The organism is Streptomyces sp. NPDC015242 (assembly GCF_043079125.1).
Taxonomy (GTDB): Bacteria; Actinomycetota; Actinomycetes; order Streptomycetales; family Streptomycetaceae; genus Streptomyces.
The window spans coordinates 1,314,393-1,337,941 of the sequence record NZ_JBIBUF010000001.1 but is presented as its reverse complement, the minus strand read 5'-3'; the positions used below and the strand labels follow the sequence as shown (position 1 = coordinate 1,337,941).

Sequence of the window (23,549 nt, the reverse complement as noted above, 5' to 3'; positions counted from 1 at the left end):
ACGTTTCAGAGAGTCGTCCGGCCCTAGTCGAGATCCCGCAGGCCAGAGGCTCTCAAGTCGTCGACGCAGGCCTCACCTCTGGCTGGTCGTGACACCGTGGCACCCGGCCTCCTCCGTCCGCACCGTGCTGCGTTTCGGCACCCTTTGGATGCTTAAGCTCTCGCTCGGCCTGCGCATCACCAACTCCCGCCGGGCAAACCTCCGCAAGGAACTGCACCGCGGTCCGCAGGTGCACCGGCTGCTGCAGGCGCTGCACCGCGGTCCGGAGGTGCACCGGCTGCTGCAGGCGCTGCACCGCGGTCCGCAGGTGCACCGGCTGCTGCAGGCGGGGCTCGCCGCCGCCTGGCGGGCCGCGCACCCCGGCTTCGACATCGCCCGCGACCCCGCCCGGGTCGGCCTGGACGCCTCCGGCCTGCCCGACCCCACGGGCCTGGACACGGTGCTGCGCCGCCAGCCCTTCGGCCCCGGCGACCGGGTGCACTGCGTCGCCGGGCTGGTCGGCGAACAACCGCTCGGCGACACCCCCGGCTCCGCCCCGGCCCACGTGCCTGCGCGGCCCGGCGGCCCGCACCGCCCAGCCGGTGCCCGCTGTCGCCGCCGCAATGGTTGTGGCGCTACCTCGACGCGGTGGTGCTTCCCGTCCTGTGGCTCGACGGCCAGGGCGGCATCGCCCTGGCGGCCCATCAGCAGAACACCCTGGTCCTGCTGAACGCCGACGGCTGGCCCGCAGGCGGCCGCTACCGGGACAACCAGGGCTACCACTTCCGCCAGTCGAAGGCAGGCACCCTGTCCTTGACTGCCCGGCATCGGCAAGGCCAGCAGCACCTTCGTCTGCGACCAGGTCACCGACGAACGGTTCCGCTGCTCCCTCGGCATCAACCACCTCTTTGGCCTGATCGGCGCGTTCGGCTCCCAGCACCTCGCGGACGAGCAGCACCTGCTCACCCTGCCGCGCCGATTCCTCGCCAGCCCCGCCGCCAACGCGACCGGCTCCAGCCTGCCCGCCCACCTGCTCCACGCGCCGACGCAGCGCTGCAAGGCCAACCTGCTCACCCGCCTGGAGGGCCTCGACGAGCGGGCCGACCCCGGTGTCCGCCCAGTCGGTGTACGTCACCCTGCCCGACCCGGTCGCGGTCCCGTGACCCACCCCGCGCTCCCCTGCGCGCTCAGGACAGCTGCCGGAGAGTCAAGGCTGCGCCCCGTGCGGCCGGGCAACCTGCAGCTGATCACCACCTGGATGAACGACCCCGCCGTCGCGGAGTACTGGTCGCTCCGCGGGCCGGCCGAGCGCACCCGGCAGCACGTGCGCGCCCAGCCGGCCGGCGACGGCCGCAGCACCCCCCGCCTGGGCCTGCCGGACGGCACGCCGATGAGCTACCGGGAGATCTGCCACGCAAACCCCGACCCGCTGACCCGCCACTACCGGGCGCAGCCCCACGACACCGGCATCCCCTTGCTGCTCGGGCCGCCCGAGACACCCGGCCGGGGGGCCTGGGCGGCCTTCTGCTCACCGCCCTCGCCGACCACCTGCTGCGCTTCGCCCCCGGCTGGCCGGTGAGCCCGACGTCCGCAACACCCGGCCCATCCGGGCGTTCTGCACAGCGGGCTTCCGGCGCACCGCTGAACTCGGCCTGCCCGGCAAGCGGGCCGTGCCGATGACTCGCCGGCCCAGCCCAGCCAGCCGAAAGGACCCCCACCGCATGCACCAGTTACCGACCGCACCGTACGACCTGCTCGGCACCGGCATCGGCATCGGCCGGTGAAAACGTTCGGCCTGGCCGCCGGTCCACGGTCACCAGGGACACCGCCAGCGCGGGCTGATGCCCAGCTGCTGACACGTGCCGCGCCAGACGCCCTCCGTAGAAACCCAGGCGTTGCCGGTCAACACCCGCTCAACGGTCACACCACACCCGGCGAACACCACGACCACTGGTCACAAGAAAACCGCCCAGGCGGACACCTTCCCATCGCGCAGATCGCCGGTGCAGGCGAGCCGTGAGTGATCGTCCAGGGCGGTGTGCAGGTAGGCGTATGCGGTGCCGGTGCGGCGGTTCTGGTCGGCCCGGCCGGCTGCCCGGCCGAGGACCTTGTGGCCGCCGCCGCCGGGGATGCGGCCGGGCTTTGTGACGCCGACGTGGGGCGGAGCCGTCCAGCCCCTTCCCGCGATGCTCGCACTGGATCACCCACAGCCGGCCGAAACGGATCGTGCCCCTTCGCGCCGGCGCCGCAGTCGCCCCGGCCCCCGCAGCGCAGCGCGTCGCGGGAGCCGTGCCGGGCCGGCAGGTCACGTACGGCGTGTTTGAAGGCGCTGTGGTGCAGAGCGTCCAGCCGGCCGAGCGAGTAGGTCAGGCCCTCGACCCGCAGCTGTGCGGACCTCTCTGGTCAACCTGCCGGTGGATCCAGCCCGCGAGGGCCAGGAGCGCCAGCAGGCCGAGTACGACCAGGACCCACCAGTGCGCTGACACCCACTGTTCGATCTTGACCAGCACCAAGTCGACGACCACGAGGCCGCCTGAGCGACGAGAGAATCGCCGGCGCTCCCGCACCGCCGCCGACGCGGGCTCACCGCACGACCGTCGCCGCCCCGGGGCACAGCCTCCCGCGCCGATCCCGGCCGGCGTGACCGACGTCCTCGTCTCCCCTGTTCCCGGGCACGTTCCCCCATGTTGCCAAGAACCGCCGCTTCCCTGACAGCCCCCGGCACTGACAGTCGGCCCGCCATCGGGATCACCCGTCCGAAAATCGCTGACCGCCTCCCAACGGCTGCGCACAGCCGAGGAGTTGGCCGCCCTGGATTGTCAGTGCCGGTCACTACCGTCGAATGTCACGCCGAGACACTCCCGGCCCCGCCTGGGGGCCTTGCCCCCTTTTCACCGCCGAGGACCGCCCGTGACCTACGTACGCCCCCACTACCGCCGTGACGGCACCCACATGCGCGGCCACCACCGGTCCATCAGCCCGCGCACCGCGCAGCCCCGTACGGCACCCCGACGCACCACCCAGCGGCCCCGCCCGGTCCGCACCGGACCGACGACCTACATCCGCCCCCACTACCGCCGTGACAGCACCCACCTGCGCGGCCACCACCGGTCCATCAGCCCGCGCACCATCGCCGTGGCCGCAGGCACCGGGGGCGGAGGCCTGCTGCTGCTCCTGTCACTGCCGGCCCTGGCTGGCTGACCGGGAACCAGCAGCACGGCACCGGCCGACACCACGCCGTCGCAGCCGGCCTCAATCCCGGCCACTCACCACCGGTAAGCCTCGCCCCGCACAGCGAACAGATACAGCACAGGTCCCCGGGCAGCGAACCGTCCGGAGACCTGTGCCGTCTGACGGTCAGCCCGCACATCCGGAACACCATGCCAGACCGAAACGCTTCCTGCTCATTCTCAGCGCCTCACCGCGCTACCGAGGATGAACAGTAGGCGCTCCACTGGGCTGGGGCAGGTGGTCAACGTTTGACGCGGTTACGGATCGCGAAGCTGGCCAGACTGAAGAAGACGAGTTCGGTCAGGCGGAAGGTCATCTCGATGGAGATGCCGGCGGTGGTCAGGTCCTGGCCGAAAGGAGCCGAGCACGACCGAGTCGAAGATCACGTTCAGGGCAAGCGGGCCGTCACCCCCGAGGTCTTCGCCGACCACGCCGCGGCTCTCGGCACCCACGACACCGGCGTGATCTTCCTCTGCGGTCAGGACCACGCGGCACTCCTGCGCCCCGCCATCCCCCCGCCCACACGCGCCCCTGTCCGGCGGCTCAAGACGAGCACCGGGGCCTCCTGCAAACGGGCCCGCGAGAACCCCGCGCTACGCGAGGCGTGGTGGACGGCGGCCACTGACAGGACCATCGTGAAGTGATCGACGCGATCACCTTCCAGTGCCACACCGGATGTCACCGATCGTCACGTCGTACGGCCACAGCAGACGCTCGAGATCGACCGTCCCGGCCGGCCGGGGGCAAGGACACCTTCGACATCGACAAGAGCGATCCCAACACCCCCCCCCCCGCCCCGGTGCCTGCGGCCACCGCGACGGTGCACGCCCCGCTCCGGCGTCCGGTCCGGAAGTAACGAAGCGATCCGCGCCCACCGCGCGTCGGTCACGGCCGCCGCACTGCACGACAGGCACTCCGCGAGGTGACCACCCACCCGCACCACCGCCCCCTGCTCACTGCCCGACCGGACACGAAGGAAGTCCCCCGGCCCCAGCTCACCCCGCACGGCCCACGCACCCCCGACCACAACGACAACGACGTCATCTCCGGCCACCCCACCACGATGACCAAGGCGCCGGCCCACGCCATAGCCCCAAACCGCAGCGGAGAGCAGTAAGACCCACCACCACCGCCACCGCCACCCCCCGCCTCAGAACCGGGCTGAGGCCGGGGGCAACCGACAGGCACGCCACGGTCGAGGCAACCGGATTCGAAAACCACTGGTATACGGCTAGCGTTTACGGCAGCCGCTCCAGAAACCAGATGAACAGCTCCTCCGTGATCAGCGCGTATGTCTCACTCTGCTTTCCACCCGGCTGGCTACTTGTCGCCCACCGCCCCGGAAGCAGCCCTGGGCAGCCCGACCCGCACAGCGACCCGTCCGCCATGCCCCACTCAGCTCCAGCACCCCAAGAGCAAGCGTGGACGCCGGTGCTGGTCATCAGCGACAGCCCGGACACCGACCCACCCGCTCGGTCTGCTGCCCTGCGCCGTTCCGCTGCGAACCCTTCCCCTCCCCGCTGTTCAGCGCCGGGGAGTACCGGCGCGCCCCGCTCGTGATCCTGGACGACCGCAGCTACAACGCCTTCGCGCTGCGCCGCATGCCCCACCGTCCCGGACTGATCCTCGCCCTCGCCGACCCCGGCGACGACACCGCCCAGCCCCGGGCCGCTGCCATCGGCGCCGAAGGCGTCCTGCGCGCCGGGCAGGGCCTGGCCTGGCTGCACCTGCGCCTGCGCCTTCGCCTTCGCCTTCGCCTGCACGAGGCGACCGGCTGCCGCTACGTCCGCTGGGAAGACGCCCTTCCTTGATGGGTAAACCGTCCCGCTTGCCGCTGCTGGAGTGTCAGGATCATCCCAAGCCCTGACCAGTGGACCGAGGGGGACGGCTCGGATATGGCTCGATGGATCGTGCTGGCCTCGAAGCTCGATGCGGAAGCATCCAGCTATCGCACTCTCGCTGAACTGGACGGCAGCGTTGAGGTGGCGATGACCGCACTTCGAAAAGCGGTCAACACCTATGACCGCGGCGTCTCAAAGGTAGTCCGGCGGGAGGTATTCAGGTGCTCGGACCGGTCGTACTTCGTTCGCATCCATGGGCGTCTCACTGAAAGAGAGTGCCTCATCCAGCTGTGTGAACTGGTCGCTGACACCGCAGCCACTGACCTTCCGGACACCGTCGGCTAGGCGGTTTCGTTTGGATCATCGGGCGGACCAGAGGAAGACGCCCGCAATGTGGAGTCCGGCCAGGTAGAGGCCTCCTCGACTCGGCCGTCCGGGAACCATGATCCCGACTCGCTCACAGATACGACGAAGCCACCTGCCGAGCCCCCCGACAAGACCGCAGCCGCGCCGTCCACGAAACCCACGCCACCCTCGACAGCTCCGACGGGCGCGGTGGTGCTCCGCGTTATCTCGATCTGTCCTTCCCACCAACGCGGAGTTCCGGTCAAGGACCGCAATCCGCCGGGAGCAGCCCTTGCGCCGTCACCCCTGAGGCCAGCCGTGATGCTGAGCGGTCAGGTCTCCCTGGGCGAGGTGAGCAGAGGCTGCGGCGAGCAAGATCGCGTAGAGACGAGACGTACTGCGCCGCGGGTCTGTTGAACGGAACGTGAACGCCGCACGTCTGCCGTGTCAGGCACATCATGGCTCCCCCATCGCTCCGACCTCTCAGGAGATCAAGTGCGATCCACTGCCCAACGGGGACTTGCCTGTCTGGCGAGTCTGTTCTTCCTGCTGACCCTCACAGTGGCTGTACCCGCAACGGCCGCCCCCCGTTCTCTGACAGTCTCCACCGACAAAGGTCTGGTCGCGGGAGGCTCGGCAGACCAGGTCGACCGCTTCCTCGGCATCCCCTACGCGGCCCCGCCCATAGGTGCCGGACGCTGGCAGCCTCCGACACCCGCCCCTGCCTGGACAGGCACTCGATCGGCCACGTCGCCCAGCTCTCGCTGCATGCAGTTCGGCGGGGACACGGGCAGCCCGGTAATGAGTGAGGACTGCCTGTACCTGAACGTCTACACCCCGGCCCACCGCACGAACCGTCCGCTGCCGGTGATGTACTGGATCCACGGCGGCGGCTTCTCCTCCGGTTCGGGGGACAGGGAAGACGGGTCGCTGATCGCCAGGACCAACAACGTCGTGGTCGTCACGGTCAACTACCGCCTCGGCGTCTTCGGCTTCCTCGCCCTCCCCGGGCTGAGCCGGCACGGCGCGGGCAACTACGGCCTGCTCGATCAACAGGCCGCGCTGCGCTGGACACAGCGCAACATCGGTGCGTTCGGCGGAGATGCGAGCCGGGTCACCATCGCCGGTGAGTCGGCCGGAGGCCATTCCGTCTGCGCACTCATGGCATCGCCCTCGGCACGAGGACTCTTCTCCGGCGCGATCATCCAGAGTGGCGGGTGCCCGAGTCACACCGTCGGGCAGGCCGTCGACCGCGGGAAGAAGTACGCGGCAGCCGCGGGTTGTTCCAGCACCTCGGCCGGCCTGTCCTGTCTGCGGGCCAAGTCCGCCGGTGCACTGCAGGCAGCCGCGGGGGACTTCGTCGGCGGCGTCCTGAGCGGTCCGCTGCCCGTGTCCGGAGTCCCGGAACTGCCCCTCCCACCGATCGAAGCCGTACGCACCGGCCGGACCGCCGACGTCCCCCTCCTCATCGGACACACCCGTGACGAGGTGCGCGCATGGGCCCTGCCGTTCGCGCAGGCGACGAAGGAGCAGTACGAGCGAGCCGTCCGGATGGAGTTCGGGGACGCAGCCGACGCCGTACTCGCGACCTATCCGTTCGACGCCTATGGCGACTCGTACACCGGGGCTTACGCCTTCGGCGCGCTGTGGGGGGACAGCAGCGTCTTCTACGGACTCGGGGGTTGTCAGTACCAGAACCTCGCGGCCCGGTTCGCGATGCGGCAACCACGGACATACTTCTACGAGTTCAATGACCCGCACCCGCCCACCGGCCGGCCCTCGACCGGCTTCGACGCGGGTGCCTCGCATGCCAGCGAGATGGCGTACCTGTTCCCCTCGGCGGTCTCGAAACTGCTGTCTCCCGAGCAGCGGCAGCTGTCCGGGGAGATGGTGCGCCATTGGGGTTCGTTCGTGAAACACGGGAACCCCGCTGCCCCCGGACTCGCCGCCTGGCCTTCGTACCGGGCGGGCAAGTTCATGTCCCTGCTGCCGGGTGGTGAGAGCCGGGCCCTGAAGACCGGAGCATATGAGGCGCGCCGTCAGTGCGGCTTCTGGAACTCCGTCGACTACGACTGGCTGCCCGTGGACCCGGGTCGGCTCGCCGCACAGGCAGGCGTTCCCCAGTCCTGACCCGGTATGTCGAGCGGGCCCTCTCCCGCGGAGAGGGCCCGTTCGACGTGTTCCGCCGGGGGGAGGGCGTCAGTCGCCGGTGCCCCCCAGGTCGAGCACGATCTTGCCCACCGCCGTCCCCGTGCGCAGCCGCTCCACCGCCTCGTCGAGCGCGTCCATGCCATAGCGCTCGTACGGCAGCGACAGCGCTCCCGAGGACAGGTCTGGCAGCAGGCGCAGCACCTCGGGGGCAACCTCCTGGCCACGGGAGATCATGTTGACCGGCAGGAGGGAGACGTCGGCGAGGAAGAAGTCCGCGAGGTCGAGGGTGAGCTCGCGGCCGGCCGTGTATCCGAGGAGCGCGGCCCGGCCACGCGGGCGGACCAGGGCGAGGGCGTCGCGCAGGATCGTGCCGCCGACCGTGTCAATCAGTACGTCGACCTTGCCGCCGATCGCTTCTTCGGACAGTTCCGAGGCCAGCAGCGCCTTGGCGACGCCGGGTACGTGGGGCAGCTTCGCGGGCCTTCCGACCGCGCCGACGACCTCGGCGCCAGCACGCGCGGCGAGCTGCACGGCCATGGCGCCGACCGCGCCGGACGCGCCGGTGACCAGTACCCGCTCCCCTGGGCGTACTCGAGCGATGGGGTGGACGGTCGCCCAGGCGGTGCCGACCGGCGAGAAGTAGATGCAGGCCATAGCGGGGTCGGTGCCCTCGGGCATGGGCTCCGCGGCGGCGTCCGGTACGAGCACGTGCTGGGCCCAGGCGCCGTCGCGGCTGAGGCCCAGCCCTTCACCGCGCAACCGGACCAGAGCGCCTTCGGGGTGCGTGTCGGAGGCGACGACGTAGCCGCTGCCCTGGGTTCCGGGGATGAACGGCAGCTCGGGCAGGATGCCGAACTTTCCGTCGAGGATGTTCAGGTCCAGATGAGCGACGGTGGCCGCCACCGTCCGGACGAGGGTGTGTCCGGGCCGCGGTTCGGGCGCGGATCCCTCCTTGAGGCGCGGCAGGGTGCCAAACGCTTCGAGGACAAGGGTGCGCGAGGCGGACGAGGAGGTACTCACGTGCTGGTCTTCTCCGTTCTTCCCCCGTCGGTCACTGCGCTCCCCCATTGATCTCCACGGCTCCGTTCACACCTTAACTCCATACTTGTGCAGTACACGCATCGCGATCAGGCGCAGTATGCGGTCGTAGACGAGGCCCAGGATGCCGAGGGTGATGATGCCGACGAAGACCCAGTCGATGCGGCCGTAGTTGCGGGAAGTCCAGATGAGGGAGCCGAGGCCCACCTGGGCGGCGACGATCTCGGCGGAGACGATCGTCAGGAAGCTGTTGCCCATGGCCAGACGGGCGCCCGTGAGAATGTAGGGGACCGTGGAGGGCAGCACGACGCGCTGCAGGATCTGGCGGCGGCTGGCCCCGAGACTGGCGGCCGCGCGCAGCTTGGACTCGTTGACGGCCATCACACCGGCACTGGTGTTGAGCGTGACGATGAAGACGGCCGTGTAGAAGATCAACACCACCTTCGACGACTCGCCGATGCCCAGCCACACCACCGCCAGGGTCACGAAGGCGACCGGCGGGATGAAGCGGAAGAACTCGATGTACGGCTCCAGGAGCTGGCGGACTATCCGGATCTGCCCGATGAGCAGTCCGACCGGGGCGCCCACCATGACGCCGAGGCCCCAGCCGATCAGGATGCGCCGGCTGGAGGCGATGACCGAATTGCCCAGGGTGCCGTCGGACGCCAGTTCACGCGCGGCCGACGCGGTCTGCCTCGGCGAGGCGACCAGGGAAGGGCCGTACTTCATGGCCACGAGTTGCCAGACACCCAGGCCGGCCAGGACCGCGAAGGCGTACAGGCCGAAGGTGCCAAGTGCTTGCCCGCCACCCGCACCGTCGGCGCGGCGTGAGCCGGTGCGTGGGCGGGCCGGGGCCTCGGTCGTGGTGATCGTCATGCGCCGTTCGCCTCTCGGTCGAGTTGGTCGTCGAGCCCTTGATCACGCATGGCCTTGCGGACCTCTTCTGCGATGTCCTCACGCAGCTTGTCGCGCAGGCGCAGGGCGGCGGGGTCGGACTCGTCGCGAGGGCGCGGCAGGTCGACCGTGTACAGAGATTTGATCGAGGCCGCTGGGCCTGCCGTCATGACGGCGATCCGGTCGGCGAGGAGGATCGCCTCGTCGATGTCGTGCGTGACGAAGACGACGGTGCAGCCGGACGCGCTCCAGATGCGGGCCGTCTCCTGCTGCAGCACCTGCCGGGTCTGCGCGTCGAGCGCGCCAAAGGGTTCGTCCATGAGGACGACGCCCGGTTCGTTGGCCAGGACACGGGCGATCTGGACGCGCTGGCGCATGCCGCCGCTGAGCTGGCCGGGGTAGCGGTCCGCGCAGTGACGCAGGCCGACCAGGCCGAGGAACTCGTCGGCCGCCCGGTTCTGTTCGGTGCGGCTACGGCCCCGCATGCGGGGCCCGAAGGCGACGTTCTGGTGCACCGTCATCCAGTCGAAAAGGGCCTCGCTGCTCTGGAAGACCATGCCGAGTTCGGGGCCGGGGCCGCTGACCGGGACACCGTCCGCGGTGAGAGACCCCTCATCGACCTGAACGAAGCCGGCCATGGCCGACAGCAGCGTGGACTTGCCGCAGCCGCTCGGACCGAGCAGGCAGAGGAACTCGCCCGCCGGGATGTCCAGGTCGATTCCCTGAACGGCCCGGAAGCCACCGAAGGAGATGCCGGCCCCTTCGACACGCAGGGCCGCGCCACGTCCGGCCGCCGCTTCGGTACGCGGGGCTGTCACGGTGGCCGCAACTCCGATGCCCTTCGCTGGTGCCGTCTTCTCCTCGGCTCCCTTGGTCACCTCGGTCATCAGGACCCCTTCGTGACGTCGGAGAACCAGCCGCGCTGGACGGAACGGGACACATCGGGGCGGGCCTTGACCTTTCCGGTGTCCAGGTAGAAACGAGCCGTGTCCTCGTAACCCTTCAGGTCCTCGGCCGTGAAGTCGCGCACGGCGAAGTCGATGTCCTTCACCGCGTTCAAGGTCTGCGCAGGGGGGATTTTCGCTGCGTTCCGGGTGGCCTGTGCCGCGGACTGCGGATCGCTCTCGGTCTTCTCGGCCGCTTCCGCGAGGGCTGCGGCCACCTTGGCGGCGGTGTCCTTGTTCTCCTCGAGCCAGGGTGAGGTCGACAGGAGCCAGTGCTGGTAGCGAAGGCCGTAGTCGCCCGTGGTCTCCAGAACCCGCGCACCCACTTCCTCCCCCTTGGCCGGCCACGGCTCCCACAGGACGTACGCGTCCACGTCGCCCTTCTTCGTGAGCGCCGGAATCTCGGCGGGGTCGGCCGTGACGAATTCGACCGCGTCGGGCTCGATGTCCTTCGACTCGAGGAACCGGGTGGCGGCCAGTTCGGACAGGCCCGGGACGACGGCGATCTTCCTGATCTCGGCCGGAGACTTCACATGAGGGCCCATCACGACCTTGAGGTACTGCCCGGAGTCCTCGTAGACGAGGAGCGAGCGCAGGTCCGGGTTCTGCCCGAGCAGCCCGATGGTGGTGGCGTCGGAGTTGCCTGCCAACTGGACCTGCCCGGCATTGAGGGCGTCGACTCCCTCGCCTCCCTTGGCGAACTGGACCAGGTCGACTTGGACCCCGTGCTTGGCCCACAGCCCTTCGGCGCCGGCCACGAAGAACGGCGCGTAAGAGGCGTCGACACCGACCGCGACGCGAACGTGGGATCCGCCCGCCCCTCCGGAGCCCGAACCGGCCCCCGCATCGGTGGTGCCCGCGCCGCACGCGGTCGCCGTGAGCAGTGTGGCGGTGAGGAGGGCGGAGTGGGTGATGTGTGGTGCCGAGCGGATTTTCGAGCGGGACGCAGTCTTCATGGCCACCTCAGATCGGGACGCTTTTCGGCAGGTCATCGGGGGGCGGGCTCGCGAGTTGGCGCACGCTACTGCCGGTCGGAGGGCAGGTGCATGCGCGTCGGTCCGCTCAGTGGGACGGCATGGGAATGGTTCGTCCCATCCGGTCACCCGGCGTACTGGTCGTACCAGCCGCGCAGCAGGACCGTGCCGAGGTCGGGGGCGCTCCTGATGAGATGCCGCTCCAGAAGGAAGTCCACGATCCGACGTGAGGACGTGACATCGGCCGAGGTCAGGGACCGGGACTCGAAGGAAATCTCGCCGATGGCCTTCTCCGTACCCGCCACCGGCAGTTGGGCCTGCTCGCGCGCCGCGAGGGCAGCCGCGTGCGGGTCCTCGGTCACCGTCCTGCCCGCCTCGGCCACCACTGCGAACACCTTCCCGGCGAGTTCCTGGTTGCTCTCCAGCCACTTCTGGTCGGCGATGAGCCACTGCACGTAGGTGACCCCGAAGTCGCCGATGGATCCAGCGAGACGACCGCCCGCTTCGACGCCCTTGTTCACCCAGGGCTCGAAGAGGATGTAGGCGTCGATGTCGCCGCGCTGGAGCATCGTGGGGATCTCCTGGGGCGCGCTCTGCTGGATCTTCACCGACTGTGGGTCGATGCCGTGGTGCCGCAGGTACTCGTGTGTCGCGTACAGGCCGATGCCCTGAATCGAGCCCATCGTCTCGATCTGGCGCGGTGAGGTGACTCCTTCCCGCAGGACGACCTTGAGGTATCGGCCTGAGGACTGGAAGGCGCCCAGGGCGCGCAGGCGCGGGTTGTTCACCATCTGCGGCAGCGCGGTGGAGTCGGCGTTGGCGGAGATCTGCGCCGTGCCGGCCGTGACCGCCTGGGCGGCGGCCGGTCCACCCTCCACCTTCATCAGCTGCACGTCGAGGCCGGCCTTTTCGAACATGCCGCGCTCGGCGGCGAGGTAGAGCGGGGCGTACGAGGCATCTACGCCGAGGGCGATCCGCACGGTCGGGTGCTTGCCGCCCCCAGATCCGGACGAGTCGGTGGTGCCGACCCCGCAGGCGGTGGTGAGAAGGAGAGCGAGCAGCGTGGCGAGGGCGGCCGCCGGGCGCCCTTCCGTGCCGTGATGGCGGAACATCGGATGCGACCTCCGGGTCGGAGCGGGATCGAGGTGGCGGCACGCTGGCACTCCGGGTGCACCGGGGAAAGTGCCGTGTCCCACCTGGCGGACCGGCCCGATTGAGGCGGCATGGTGCCGTTCGTACGCTCCACCGATCTCACGCTCGAACGGCAAGGAGCACACATGCCCCGCAAGAGCACGACCGAGGGCGCGTCCACGACGCGGCGCGTGGTCATCGCGTCCGTCGCCGGCAACATGATGGAGTGGTACGACTTCTTCCTCTACACCACCGCTGCCGCGCTGGTCCTCGGCACGGTCTTCTTCCCTTCCGGCGGGCATCCGCTGCTCGGCACCATCGCGGCCCTGGCCGGTCATGCCGTGGGGTTCGCCGCCCGGCCCATCGGGGGCCTGGTCTTCGGCCACATCGGTGACCGGTGGGGACGCAAGACCGCGCTCATGGGGACGCTCTCCCTGATGGGCGGCGCCACCTTCTGCATGGGGCTGCTGCCCTCGTACTCCACGGCCGGTCTGCTCTCCCCGCTGCTCCTGGTACTGCTGCGGGTCCTCCAGGGAGCGGCGGCCGGCGGCGAATGGGGCGGCGGCGTCCTCATCATCACCGAGAACGTCCCGGCCGAGCGCCGTGGGTTCCTCGCCTCGTTCAGCTCCTGCGGCATGGGCCTGGGCTTCGTGCTGTCATCGTTGGCGCTGTGGCTGGCCGAGCAGGTGTCCGGGGACGGCTTCCTGGCCTGGGGCTGGCGACTGCCGTTCCTGGCCAGTGCGGTGATCTTCGTGGTGGGGATCTACATACGCAGGAACCTCGGCGAGACGGACAGCTTCGAGGCCGAGTCAGCCAAGGCCGAGAGCGCGCCTCACTCTCCGTTGCGGGAAGTGCTGCGGCGGCATCCGCGGCAGGTGCTGTTCGCGATGGCGCTGCGCTTCGCCGACAGCGGCGCCAGCTACATCTTCATGTCCTTCTCCCTCGTGTACGGGGCGTACGTGGGCATCTCCTCGACCGTGCTGCTGTGGGGCGGCATCGTCGGGATGCTGGTGGACTCGGCGATGATGGTCGTCTTCGGCCGGCTCTCCGACCGGGTGGGCAGGCGTCCCGTCTACCTGGGCGGGGCGATCGGGATACTGGTGTGGGCGGCGCCCTTCTTCCTCCTCATGGACACGGGACACCTCGCAGCGGTGTGGGCGGCGTTCATCGTCGGTCACATCGCGATCGCCGCGATGATCGGCGTGCAGCCCTCGTACTTCTCGGAACTCTTCAGCACCAGCACCCGGTACTCCGGGATGGCACTCGGCCACGAGCTGTCGTCGGCGATCGCCGGGGGCATGTCGCCGGTCGTGGCCACCGCGCTGCTGGCCGCCACCGGGCACTTCCTGCCGGTCGCGCTGCTGACTGTGGCAATGGCCGTGGTCACGCTGGTGGCACTGGTGTTCTTCGCGCACGTACCTCAGGCAGAGGGGGCAGGGGAGCGTGAGACAGGGGACACCGGAACAGGCAAAAAGGAAGTAGACCCGTCTGTTGCCTGAAATTAACCTTCCCGCCTCTCTATGCAACATGGCGTTGTTGCACTTCAAATGGCCTTGGCCGCCATGCGACGAAGTGAGGACGCCGATGCAGTCGAACGCCGACGACGATGTGCTCCTGCCCAATTCGGTACTGGGCAAGGCTCAGCTGCTGCTCGCCGCGTTCGAGTCGGGGGCGGACCGGTTGCGCCTGAGCGAACTGAGCCGCCGGTCGGGCGTGCCGAAGGCATCGGCGTACCGGCTCGCCCAGGAACTGGTGCGATGGGGCCTGCTGGACCGGCACGGGGAGACGTATGAGCTCGGCATCAGACTCTTCCACCTGGGGCAGCGGGTCCCCGCTTCCGCCGTGCTGCGCTCGGTCGCGCGCCCACTGATGACCGACCTGTACACCCGGACCCGCGCCGCCGTGCACCTGGCTGTCCTGGACGGCGTCCACGTCCTGTTCCTGGAGAAGATCGCCGGTGAGGCGAACGTGCTCACCCACTCGTACGTCGGCGGCCGCCTCCCCGCTTCCTGCACGGCGACCGGTCAGATGCTGCTCGCCCTGGCCCCGGACGGGCCCGAGCGGGTCGCGGCCCTCGTCCGCACCGGGCTTCCCGTGCTGACCCCCCGTTCCGTGACCGATCCCGGAGTGCTGGCCCAGAGGCTGGCCAGGGCTCAGCGTCAGGGGTACGCGCTGGAGGTCGAGGGGGTCAGGGCCGGGTACGCCAGCCTCGCCGTGCCGGTGTCCATGGGCGGGCAGGAGTACGGGGCGCTCTCGGTCACCGCGCCCGTCGCGCAGGTGTCGGTGGACCGGTGGCTGGCGGCCCTGCGGGCCACGGCGGAGAGCATCGAGCGCGGCGTGGCGCGGAAGACCGCACCCAGGGCGTCGTGCGAGACGGTCCGTCCGGCGCGCGTACGCGAAGCACCCGTGGCGCGCGGCGCGCCGGCCGTGAGCTGATCCGCGCGGCGCGGGTTGCCGGCCCGGTCGGTTCAGTCAGCAGAACACCCGGGTGGTCCCGCCTCCCCTCCCCCAGTGATCGTGACACTCCGCAAAGGCTGCGGACACGTATGGGGAGGAGCCGTGATGCGACCGGACACGGACCCGCCGGCACTGCGCGTGCTGGACCTGACCGATGAACTCGCCTTCCAGGGCGCCAGACTGCTTGTCGGAGTCGGCGCCGACGTCGTACGGACTGAACCGGGCACCGGCCTCGGTCCGGCGGCCCGTACGCACTGGCACGCGGGCAAGCGGTGGGTGCCGGTGGACGACCCGGCCGGCCTCGACACCCTCGCGGCGGCCGCCGACGTCGTCCTGGAGAGCGGGCCCGTGGCGAGATTGCGCGGCCTGCGGAAAGACGGTTCGTCCCGTTGGCCGCACGCCGTGCACGTGGTGGTGACACCCTTCGGGCTGACCGGGCCGCGCCGCGACTGGGTCGGTGACGATCTGATCCTGGCGTCGGCGGGTGGCATGACGTGGCTCGGCGGACGTCCCGACGGTCAGCCCAAGCCTCCCCCGCGGGAGCAGGCACTGCAGACCGCCGGGGCGCACGCGGCGATCGGGGCGCTGTTGGCCGTGGTGTCGGGCACCCCCCAGCTGGTCGACGTCTCCGTGCAGGAGGCCGTCGCGGCGACCCTGGAGACCGGCGCCATCGCATGGATCCACGCCGGACGTTTCCCCGTACGCACCGCGGGCGTGTACGAGCACGTGGCGCATCGGATCTTCGAGACGGCGGACGGCCATGTCGCCGGGGGCTACTCCGGCAGTGACCGGATGTGGACGGATCTGCTGGAGTGGATGGCGGAGCGGGGCGAGGCCGGTGACCTCCTCGACGAGCGCTGGCAGGACCCCGCGTTCCGGTGGCGGCAGCGCGCCCACGTGGACGCTCTCGTGCAGCGGTTCGCAGCGCGGCAACCCGCCGCCGAGCTGGCCACCGAGGCGCGGGCGCGGGCCCTGCCGTGGGCGGAGGTCGTACCGGCCGGACGCCTGACGGACAACCCGCAGCTGCGCGACCGCGATTTCCTCGTCACGATCACCGGTGCGGGGCTGCCGGACGGCGGGGTCGAGAACGTCGGCTTCCCGTGGGCGGCGCTCCCCCGCCCGGTTTCCCTGCCGCCGCTCCGCGAGGCGGCGCCGGGCGAGGCCCCATGGCGCGGTTCCGGGCCGAGCCGGGTGCGCGGCAACGGTGGGACGGCCAGGTCCAGAGCGCTTGAGGGAATCCGTGTCCTCGACCTGACCTGGGTCCTCGCCGGCCCGTATGTCACCAAGCAGCTGGGGGAGCACGGCGCGGACATCGTCAAGATCGAGTCACGGCACCGCCAGGACCCCACGCGTTTCGCACCCTCGATGCATCTACGACCGGGCTCCGACCCCGACGACAGCGGCTACTTCCTCAACTTCAACCGCAACAAGCGCGGCGTCGCCCTGAACCTGCGGACCGATGAGGGCCGGCGGTTGCTGCGGGCGCTGGTCCCGCACTGCGACGTCGTCGTGGAGAACTTCAGCCCGGGTGTGCTGGCCCGGTGGGGCATGGACCACGCGTCGCTGCGTCAACTGAACCCGGACGTGATCCTGGTGTCGATGGCGGGAGTCGGGCAGACCGGGCCCTGGCGCAACGCCGTGACGTTCGCCGACACGCTCGCCGCCATGTCGGGCCTGTCCGACGAGACCCGCGACCCGGGCGGGCCGCCGCAGGGACTGACCTTCGGACTCGGTGACATGGTCGCGGCCAATTCCGCGGTACTCGCCACGCTCGACCTGCTGGCGCGGGGACGTGGCGGCCACGTGGACCTGTCCCAGCTGGAGGCGATGGCCGCGACGATGGGCCCCGCGGCCCTCGAACCCGTTCTCGACACGGACGCGCCCGATCCCCGGACCGCCGAACACCCGAACCGGTCACCGCATGCCGTGCCGCACGGCGTCTATCCAGCGGCCGGGGACGACCGATGGGTGGCGGTGTCGGTGACCGACGAGGCGCAGTGGCACGCCATGACACGTCTCGTCGACCTGCCGTGCGCCGACGGCGACTTCGACACTCGACGGGCGAACGAAGACGAGATCGACGCCGCCCTCGCCGCCTGGACGAGTCGGCATGACGGTCACAAGCTGGCCGAACTGCTCCAGAGTGAGGGCGTGGCGGCGGCGGTCGTGGCGACCGGGGAGGACCTGGTGGAGGCCGACGAACACCTGGCGGCCCGCGCCTTCTATCCCGTACTGGACCATCCCCTGACCGGGCCGGTCCGGCACGAAGGCATCGTCGCGCGGCTGACCGCGACACCCGGAGAACTCGACAGGCCCGCTCCCCTCCTCGGCCAGCACACGCACGAGGTACTGCGCGAACTGCTCGGCCTGAGCGACGAACAGCTGGCAGCGCTGGCCGTCCAGGGAGTGACGGAATGAGGGAAGTGAAGATGACCCGGCATATGACCCAGAAGAAGCGCTCCGTACTGCACGTGACACGTGACGGCGCGGTGGCTGCCGTCCGCGTCGACCGGCCCAAGGCGAACGCCGTCGACCCGGCGATGATCGAGGAGTTCCTCACCGTCCTGGCCCCGCTGGCCGCCGACCCGGAGGTGAGGTGCGTCGTCATCACCGGAACCGGCCGGTTCTTCATCGCGGGCGCCGACATCGCGGTCATGCGGGACCTGTCCGCGGACAACCAGGCGAAGATGCGCCGCTGGATCGACGTACAGCGGTTGATCGAGCAAGCTCCCAAGCCGGTGGTCGCCGCGATGAACGGCCACGCGCTGGGCGGGGGCGCCGAGTTGTCCCTCGCCTGCGATCTGCGGATCATCTCGGCCGACGCCACGTTCGGCTTCCCGGAGATCAGGCTCGGACTGTTCCCGGGAGCCGGCGGCAGCCAGCGTCTGCCCCGGCTCGTCGGTCCGCACGTGGCGAAGCGCCTGATGATGGAGGGGGAAGGGCTGACGCCACAGCGTGCCCTTGAGCTCGGACTCGTGGACCTCGTGGTGGAGCAGGACGAGTTCGACGCGGTGGTGTCCGAGCGTGCCCGCCGTCTCGCCGCGCAGCCGACCGCCGCCATCGGTCTGCTCAAACGGGTCGTCGACGAAGGGTACGGGCTGCCCGTCGAGCAGGCCCTGCGACGCGAGGAGAGAGGCGTCGCGGACCTGACCCGGACCGCCGACGCGGCGGAGGGACTTCAGGCTTTCCTCGACAAGCGCTCCCCGGTGTTCACGGGTCGGTGAGGGCAGGCGTGCAGCACACCGAGGAATCCGTACAGAGCGGGCCGGTGCTCGTCACGGGCGGCACCAGCGGGATCGGGCTCGCGATCGCCGAGGCCGTGGCTCGCGACGGACGGCCGGTGGTGGTGACCGGGCGTTCCGCGGAACGGTGCCGATGGGCGAGGCAACGGCTCCACCACGTGTGCGGCGAGAGGCAGCTGGCGCTCGTCGCGGACACCACCGACCCGGGCGCGCTGGCGGAGGCCGTGGGCCGGGCCACTGACCGGTGGGGTCCGGTCACCGGCCTGGTGACGGCTGCCGGCCGTCTGGCCCGTGGCTCGGTGCTCACCCTGACCTCCGAAGAATTCCACGCCGCCCTCGACACCAACGTCATCGGCACCTGGCTGGCCATCCGCGCCGTCCTGCCCGGCATGACCGGCGCCGGTCACGGACGCATCGTCACGATCGGCTCCGTGCTCGGCTCGACCGGCGCCCCCGAGCGGTCCGGCTACGCGGCCACCAAGGCTGCGGTCGCCGCGCTCACCAGGTCGGTGGCCCTGGAGGTCGCCGGGACCGGCGTCACCGTGAACTGCGTCGCTCCGGGCCCGGTGCGCACCCCGATGAACGAGGGCGACGCCGATACCGACGCCGCCGCGCAGGTCGCCTTTACCGCGAAGGTGCCGATGGGCCGCTGGGGCAGACCCGAGGACGTCGCGCACGCGGTGCTCCCCCTCCTCGCCGCCGGTTCGTCCTTCACAACCGGTGCGGTGGTGCACGTGGACGGCGGCTACACCGCGCAATGAACCGCGCCATGAGCCGCCCAGCGGAAGAGGTTCGCTCAGCGGACCGCGGGGCTGGGCCCACGCCCGGCGCGGTGATGGGCTCGACTCCGCCCCCCCCCATTCGCACGGAAAGGAATCGCATGTCACCAGCACCGGAGAGTCGTTACGCGGACGGTTCGGGCATCCGCTATCACTACCACGACCTCGGCTCGGGTCCTGACACCATGTTCCTGCACGGCGGCGGCCCCGGCTGTACGGCGTGGAGCGACTTCGGGCCTGTCGCGCCGCTGTTCGCGGCCGACCGGCGCTGTCTGCTCGTCGACATCCACCAGTACGGCAAGTCGGAGAAGTCCCGCATCGAGGGCCCGATGTGGGACCACCATGCGGCGAAGACGGTCGGTCTGCTCGACACGCTCGGCGTCGACCGTGCCGACTTCGTGTGCAACTCGTGGGGTGGCACCATTGCCCTCAACCTCGCCGCGAAGTACCCGGAGCGCGTCCGGTCCCTCGTCATCACCGGCAGCATGCCCGTCTTCTACGGACCGCTCGCCCCGCTGCCCGAGAACGGTCACCGCGGGCGCACGGCCCGGGACGTCTATTACGGCGGTGAGGGCCCCACCCGCGAGAAGATGCGGCAGCTCATCACGAAGCTGGAGTGGTACGACGGCGCGCAGCTTCCCGAGGAGACGCTGACGATGCGCTACGAGCAGAGCCTCGACGAGGGCGAGCGCGCGCTCGCGGCGATGTCCGACTCGCCGCGCGGCGACTGGCAGGACCTCACCGAGGAGCTGGGCCGGATCACAGCTCCGACGCTGTTCGTGTGGGGCATGCAGGACGCGTTCCTCACCCCGGACTACCCGCTGATGCTCGCCCGCATGGTGCCCAGCGGAAGTCTCCACGTGATGGACCACGCCTCCCACCACCTCCAGGAGGAGCGCCCGGAGGCGTACCACTCGGTGGTCAGCGGCTTCCTCGACTCCTTCAACTGAACTCCCCCCGCCCCCTCGTAACCGTCCTACGGAGCAGAGCCCATGTCGATCTGGACCGAGATCAGCCCCACCCCCTTCCGCGTCGAGTACGTCGACGCCGCCGGTGTTCCCACGCGCACCCTGCGCTCCGGCGACCCGCACGCCCAGGCCGTCGTGTTCCTGCACGGCACCAGCGGCCACCTGGAGGCGTTCGCCCGCAACATCACCGCGCACGCCACCTACGACCTGCACGCCCTCGACATGCTCGGCCACGGCTACACCGGCAAGCCCGACAAGCCCTACGAGATCGCCGACTACGTGACCCACCTGCTCGACTACCTGGACGCCGTCGGTGTCGACAGCGCCCACATCGTCGGTGAGTCCCTGGGCGGCTGGGTCGGCGCACGTGCAGCCATCGAGCACCCCGAGCGCGTGCGCAGTCTCCAGCTCCTGTGCTCCGGCGGCACCGTGGCCAACCCGGAGGTCATGGAGCGCATCCGCACCAGCACCAAGAAGGCCGTAGCCTCCGACGACATCGACCTCACGCGCAAGCGGATGCGGCTGCTCATGGCCGATGACGCCTCCGCCACCGAGGAACTCGTCGAGGTCCGGCACGCGATCTACCACACGCCGGAGTTCGTCGCGGGCGTCGACAATCTGCTGTCCCTCCAGGACATGGAGCGGCGCCAGCGCAACCTGCTGCGCCCCGGGCAACTGGCGCGTATCACCCAGCCGACGCTGGTGGTGTGGGGCCGGCAGAACCCGTTCGGTGAGGTGCCCGAGGCGACGGCGCTCCACCAGAACATCCCCGGCTCGCGCCTGGAACTGTTCGAGGAGTGCGGGCACTGGCCGCAGCACGAGCAGGCCGAGCGGTACAACGCCCTCAGCCTCGAGTTCCTCGCCAAGGCCGCCGGCTGATGCGGGCCGTACGGTTCCACGCGTGGGGCGACGCTCCGGTTCTCGACGAGGTGCCCGAGCCCGTCCGCGCGCCGGGCGAGGTCCTCGTCCAGGTGACGGCAGGCGGCGTCTCGCACCTCGACGCCACCGTCGCCACCGGCGGCTTCGAGTTCAAGCCGGTCCTGCCGTACGTCGGCGGCGTCGAGGGTGCGGGCACCGTCCTGGAAGCCGACGCCGAGTCCGGGCTCACGCCGGGCACGCAGGTCGTGCTGCGCGGCGGCGGCCTGGGCCTCCTGCGCGACGGCACCTGGGCCGAGCGGGTCAGCGTGAAGCGCAAGTCCGTCACCCCGCTCGCGGCTCCGCTCGACCCCTCGGTGGCGGCGAGCTTCTTCGTCCCCGCCACGACCGCGTATGTGGCGCTGCACGACATCGCCCGGCTCGGGCCCGACGAGGACGTCGTCGTGGTGGGCGCCGCCGGCGCGGTCGGCGCGATGGTGGCCCAGCAGGCGCTGGCGGCGGGCGCGCGGGTGACCGGTGTGGTCGGCCGGCAGGACCAGCTGGCCGACGTGCCGAAAAGGGCGCAGGCCGTGACGCTGGACGACGCGCACGGTCTCGCCCGGGACCGGTCGGCCTCGCTGCTCGTCGACACGCTCGGCGGCGCTGGGCTGCCCGGCCGCAGCCGGTGGGTGCGGCCGGGCGGACGTGCCGTGGTCATCGGGTACGTGGCGGGCCCGCGCGTCGAGCTCGATCTGCCGAGCTGGCTGCTCGACGAGGTGGCGCTGCTGCCGGTGAACATGATCCGCCAGGAGCGCCGGGCCCGCGAGGTCTCCGACGACCTGGTCCGGCAACTCTCCGCGGGAGAGCTGACACTCGCGGTGGAGCGCTTCGGTCTCGCGGACGCCGCGGCGGCGCTGGACGTGCTGAGGACCGGGAGAGTCCGGGGGCGGGCAGTGCTGCTGCCCGGGTGAGAGCCCGGAGCGATGGGCGGTCGGCCGGGCGCGGGTCGTGTACGGCTGGTCACGCCCCTGAGATGCCCGCACTTCGTGCGGGCATCTCCCTGATGAAGCCGCCTGACTTCAAGGGCGCGGGGAACCGCGCGACCAGCCCCGACGTGCCGCACCCGGCCGACGGCCCAAGACACCCCCTAGCCGCACCGGTCCCACGTCACCCCGGTGACACCCCGCTCCCTCAGCACGGACTTGCGGACCTTCCCGGTTTCCGTGAGCGGCAATTCCGCGACCACGTCCACGTACCGCGGAACCGCGAAGACCGGCAGCTCGCGCGCACAGTGCCGCGCCACCTGGGCCGGGTCCAGCACACGGCCGGCGCGCGGCACCACCGCCACCATCACCTCGTCTTCGGCGAGATCGGACGCGACCGGGAAGGCGGCGGCCTGAGCGACGTCGGGATGGGCGCACAGAGCGGTCTCCACCTCGTAGGACGAGATGTTCTCCCCGCGGCGCCGGATGCAGTCCTTGACCCGGTCGACGAAGCGGAACCAGCCGTCGGCGTCACGCACCACGCGGTCCCCGGTACGGCGCCACGAACCCGGGGCCGGCTCGGCCTCGCCGACGTAGCCCGTGGCGAAGGCGTGTTCCTGGTCGGTGCGGACGACGAGCTCACCGGGCGTTCCGTCCGTCACGCACGAAAGGTCCGTGTCGACGACCCGTGCCTCGAAGCCGTCGCGCACCGTGCCCATGTAACCGGGACGACAGTCCTCCGGTACGGAGCCGATGACCAGGTTGGTCTCCGTGGAGCCGAACCCGTCGACCAGAGTCACCCCGAACCGCTCACGGAACACGTCCCACAAAGCGCCGGGCGTGCCCGGGCCCAGTCCCCGCCGGGCCCCGTGCGCGCGGTCCCCGGGCCCGGGCGGCTGCGCGAGCAGCATCGGCACCATGGCGCCGAGCAGGTACACGCAGGTGGCCCCCGCCTCGGCGGTCCGCGACCAGTACCTCGACGCGGAGAACCGGCGGTCCACGACCACGGAGGCCCCCACGGTCATCGCCTGCGCCAGCGTGTTGAGGGCGTTGGTGTGGAACAGGGGGAGACACGTGTAGAGCGTGTCGTCGGCCGTCAGCCGCAGTGAGTCGGCCACGTTCCGGCCCCACCAGGCGAACTGGGCGTGCGGGCAGCGCACCCCACGGGAGGGTCCGGTGGTGCCGGAGGTGAACAGGATGGCGGCCGTGTCGCCGGGACGGGACGGGTGGGGGTCGAGTGCCCGCTCGACTCCGGGGACGGGCGCTTGCGGCGAGCCCGGCCCCGTCACCCACACCTGCCCCGAGTACCCCACTTGCTCCACCCGCTCGGCCCGTTCCTCCTCCACGTACAGGAACCGCGGTTGCGACTCGTCCAGCGCGTGCTGCAGCAGCCGTCCATGCAGTGCCGTGTTGAGCGGGACGACGACCGCCCCGAGCCAGGAGCACCCCAGCACCAGATCCACCAGCTCGACGCGGTTGGACAGCAGCGCGGCGACCCGGTCGCCCGGCCGGCAGCCCCGGGCCGCCAGCGCCCCGGCCATCGTGGCCGCGGCCGTACGGGTCTGCGCGTAGGTACGCCGGGTCCCGTCGACGGTGAGGAAGAGGCGCTCGCCATGGTGTGCTGCCGCCGCGTCGACCAGGCCGGGGATCGTCATGCGGTTCATGAACCGATGCTGTGCTCCCGACCCTGAACGATCAAGGCCGACGGTTCGCTGACCGGTCCGCCGCAGGTCACGG

The 23,549-nt window shown here is 70.7% G+C and carries 22 protein-coding genes and 2 pseudogenes; 16 read left to right on the top strand and 8 right to left on the bottom strand.

Annotation, left to right across the window (positions count from 1 at the left end; genetic code table 11):
* The first annotated feature begins 148 nt into the window (after positions 1 to 148).
* The 3 genes and pseudogenes from ACF07N_RS05475 (at position 149) to ACF07N_RS05465 (ending at position 1,558) form a co-directional block, all read left to right on the top strand.
* Positions 149 to 709 (top strand): IucA/IucC family protein, encoded by a 561-nt coding sequence (locus ACF07N_RS05475; protein WP_392108691.1) that lies wholly within the window; start codon positions 149 to 151, stop codon positions 707 to 709.
* Positions 628 to 1,021, top strand: a pseudogene (locus ACF07N_RS05470) (IucA/IucC family C-terminal-domain containing protein); the annotation flags it as partial. The gene ACF07N_RS05475 and the pseudogene ACF07N_RS05470, both read left to right, overlap by 82 nt.
* Before the next feature lie 180 nt (positions 1,022 to 1,201).
* Positions 1,202 to 1,558 carry a GNAT family N-acetyltransferase gene (locus ACF07N_RS05465; protein ID WP_392108808.1) on the top strand — a complete coding sequence of 119 codons (357 nt, stop codon included), beginning with the start codon at positions 1,202 to 1,204 and terminating at the stop codon, positions 1,556 to 1,558.
* 422 nt (positions 1,559 to 1,980) lie between these two features.
* Here ACF07N_RS05465 and ACF07N_RS05460 read toward each other — a convergent pair.
* Together ACF07N_RS05460 and ACF07N_RS05455 are read right to left on the bottom strand one after the other, a co-directional pair.
* A pseudogene (locus ACF07N_RS05460) lies at positions 1,981 to 2,137 on the bottom strand (IS481 family transposase); the annotation flags it as partial.
* 208 nt (positions 2,138 to 2,345) lie between these two features.
* A complete protein-coding gene (locus tag ACF07N_RS05455; protein WP_392108688.1) occupies positions 2,346 to 2,504 on the bottom strand; it encodes a hypothetical protein in 159 nt (52 codons plus the stop codon).
* A 385-nt stretch (positions 2,505 to 2,889) separates the two neighbouring features.
* Here ACF07N_RS05455 and ACF07N_RS05450 point away from each other — a divergent pair, with 385 nt between their 5' ends.
* The 5 genes from ACF07N_RS05450 (at position 2,890) to ACF07N_RS05430 (ending at position 7,526) form a co-directional block, all read left to right on the top strand.
* Positions 2,890 to 3,180, top strand: a complete 291-nt coding sequence (locus ACF07N_RS05450; protein WP_392108685.1) for a hypothetical protein — start codon at positions 2,890 to 2,892, stop codon at positions 3,178 to 3,180.
* 278 nt (positions 3,181 to 3,458) lie between these two features.
* Complete coding sequence (locus tag ACF07N_RS05445) at positions 3,459 to 3,854, top strand: hypothetical protein (RefSeq protein ID WP_392108682.1); 396 nt, start codon at positions 3,459 to 3,461, stop codon at positions 3,852 to 3,854.
* Positions 3,855 to 4,132: 278 nt separating this feature from the next.
* A complete protein-coding gene (locus ACF07N_RS05440) occupies positions 4,133 to 4,327 on the top strand; it encodes a hypothetical protein (protein WP_392108680.1) in 195 nt (64 codons plus the stop codon).
* 304 nt (positions 4,328 to 4,631) lie between these two features.
* Positions 4,632 to 5,021, top strand: a complete 390-nt coding sequence (locus ACF07N_RS05435) for a hypothetical protein (RefSeq protein WP_392108677.1) — start codon at positions 4,632 to 4,634, stop codon at positions 5,019 to 5,021.
* An 819-nt stretch (positions 5,022 to 5,840) separates the two neighbouring features.
* Positions 5,841 to 7,526: a carboxylesterase/lipase family protein gene (locus tag ACF07N_RS05430; RefSeq protein ID WP_392108674.1), complete on the top strand. Its 1,686-nt coding sequence runs from the start codon at positions 5,841 to 5,843 to the stop codon at positions 7,524 to 7,526.
* Positions 7,527 to 7,595: 69 nt separating this feature from the next.
* On the opposite strand, the gene ACF07N_RS05425 is transcribed toward ACF07N_RS05430, so the two are convergent.
* From ACF07N_RS05425 to ACF07N_RS05405, 5 genes are all read right to left on the bottom strand, one after another.
* Positions 7,596 to 8,567, bottom strand: a complete 972-nt coding sequence (locus ACF07N_RS05425) for a zinc-binding alcohol dehydrogenase family protein (protein WP_392108672.1) — start codon at positions 8,565 to 8,567, stop codon at positions 7,596 to 7,598.
* A 66-nt stretch (positions 8,568 to 8,633) separates the two neighbouring features.
* Positions 8,634 to 9,461 carry an ABC transporter permease gene (locus ACF07N_RS05420; RefSeq protein WP_392108669.1) on the bottom strand — a complete coding sequence of 276 codons (828 nt, stop codon included), beginning with the start codon at positions 9,459 to 9,461 and terminating at the stop codon, positions 8,634 to 8,636.
* On the bottom strand, positions 9,458 to 10,366 hold the full coding sequence (locus ACF07N_RS05415; RefSeq protein WP_392108667.1) for an ABC transporter ATP-binding protein: 909 nt from the start codon (positions 10,364 to 10,366) through the stop codon (positions 9,458 to 9,460). The genes ACF07N_RS05420 and ACF07N_RS05415 overlap by 4 nt, the downstream gene beginning before the upstream one ends.
* Positions 10,366 to 11,379, bottom strand: a complete 1,014-nt coding sequence (locus tag ACF07N_RS05410; protein ID WP_392108664.1) for an ABC transporter substrate-binding protein — start codon at positions 11,377 to 11,379, stop codon at positions 10,366 to 10,368. Before ACF07N_RS05410 ends, ACF07N_RS05415 begins: the two co-directional genes overlap by 1 nt.
* A 143-nt stretch (positions 11,380 to 11,522) precedes the next feature.
* Positions 11,523 to 12,509, bottom strand: coding sequence for an ABC transporter substrate-binding protein (locus ACF07N_RS05405; protein ID WP_392108661.1), 987 nt, complete (start codon positions 12,507 to 12,509; stop codon positions 11,523 to 11,525).
* 165 nt (positions 12,510 to 12,674) lie between these two features.
* Between ACF07N_RS05405 and ACF07N_RS05400 the strand changes: the two genes are divergently transcribed.
* The 8 genes from ACF07N_RS05400 to ACF07N_RS05365 all read left to right on the top strand — a co-directional run bounded on the left by ACF07N_RS05400 (position 12,675) and on the right by ACF07N_RS05365 (position 21,800).
* Positions 12,675 to 14,027, top strand: coding sequence for an MFS transporter (locus ACF07N_RS05400; RefSeq protein WP_392108658.1), 1,353 nt, complete (start codon positions 12,675 to 12,677; stop codon positions 14,025 to 14,027).
* An 85-nt stretch (positions 14,028 to 14,112) separates the two neighbouring features.
* Positions 14,113 to 14,964: an IclR family transcriptional regulator gene (locus tag ACF07N_RS05395; protein ID WP_392108655.1), complete on the top strand. Its 852-nt coding sequence runs from the start codon at positions 14,113 to 14,115 to the stop codon at positions 14,962 to 14,964.
* 126 nt (positions 14,965 to 15,090) lie between these two features.
* The gene (locus ACF07N_RS05390) at positions 15,091 to 17,403 is read left to right on the top strand and encodes a CoA transferase (RefSeq protein WP_392108652.1); all 2,313 of its coding nucleotides are present in this window, start codon (positions 15,091 to 15,093) and stop codon (positions 17,401 to 17,403) included.
* Complete coding sequence (locus ACF07N_RS05385) at positions 17,400 to 18,209, top strand: enoyl-CoA hydratase/isomerase family protein (protein WP_392108649.1); 810 nt, start codon at positions 17,400 to 17,402, stop codon at positions 18,207 to 18,209. The genes ACF07N_RS05390 and ACF07N_RS05385 overlap by 4 nt, the downstream gene beginning before the upstream one ends.
* Positions 18,210 to 18,217: 8 nt before the next feature.
* Positions 18,218 to 18,988 (top strand): SDR family NAD(P)-dependent oxidoreductase, encoded by a 771-nt coding sequence (locus ACF07N_RS05380; RefSeq protein ID WP_392108646.1) that lies wholly within the window; start codon positions 18,218 to 18,220, stop codon positions 18,986 to 18,988.
* Positions 18,989 to 19,107: 119 nt separating this feature from the next.
* Positions 19,108 to 19,956 carry an alpha/beta fold hydrolase gene (locus ACF07N_RS05375; RefSeq protein ID WP_392108643.1) on the top strand — a complete coding sequence of 283 codons (849 nt, stop codon included), beginning with the start codon at positions 19,108 to 19,110 and terminating at the stop codon, positions 19,954 to 19,956.
* Between the two features lie 42 nt (positions 19,957 to 19,998).
* The gene (locus ACF07N_RS05370; protein WP_392108640.1) at positions 19,999 to 20,853 is read left to right on the top strand and encodes an alpha/beta fold hydrolase; all 855 of its coding nucleotides are present in this window, start codon (positions 19,999 to 20,001) and stop codon (positions 20,851 to 20,853) included.
* Positions 20,853 to 21,800, top strand: a complete 948-nt coding sequence (locus ACF07N_RS05365; protein ID WP_392108637.1) for a zinc-binding alcohol dehydrogenase family protein — start codon at positions 20,853 to 20,855, stop codon at positions 21,798 to 21,800. Before ACF07N_RS05370 ends, ACF07N_RS05365 begins: the two co-directional genes overlap by 1 nt.
* Positions 21,801 to 21,976: 176 nt before the next feature.
* On the opposite strand, the gene ACF07N_RS05360 is transcribed toward ACF07N_RS05365, so the two are convergent.
* Entirely contained in the window at positions 21,977 to 23,476 is a 1,500-nt protein-coding gene (locus ACF07N_RS05360; protein ID WP_392108634.1) for an AMP-binding protein, read from the bottom strand.
* Between the last annotated feature and the right edge of the window lie 73 nt (positions 23,477 to 23,549).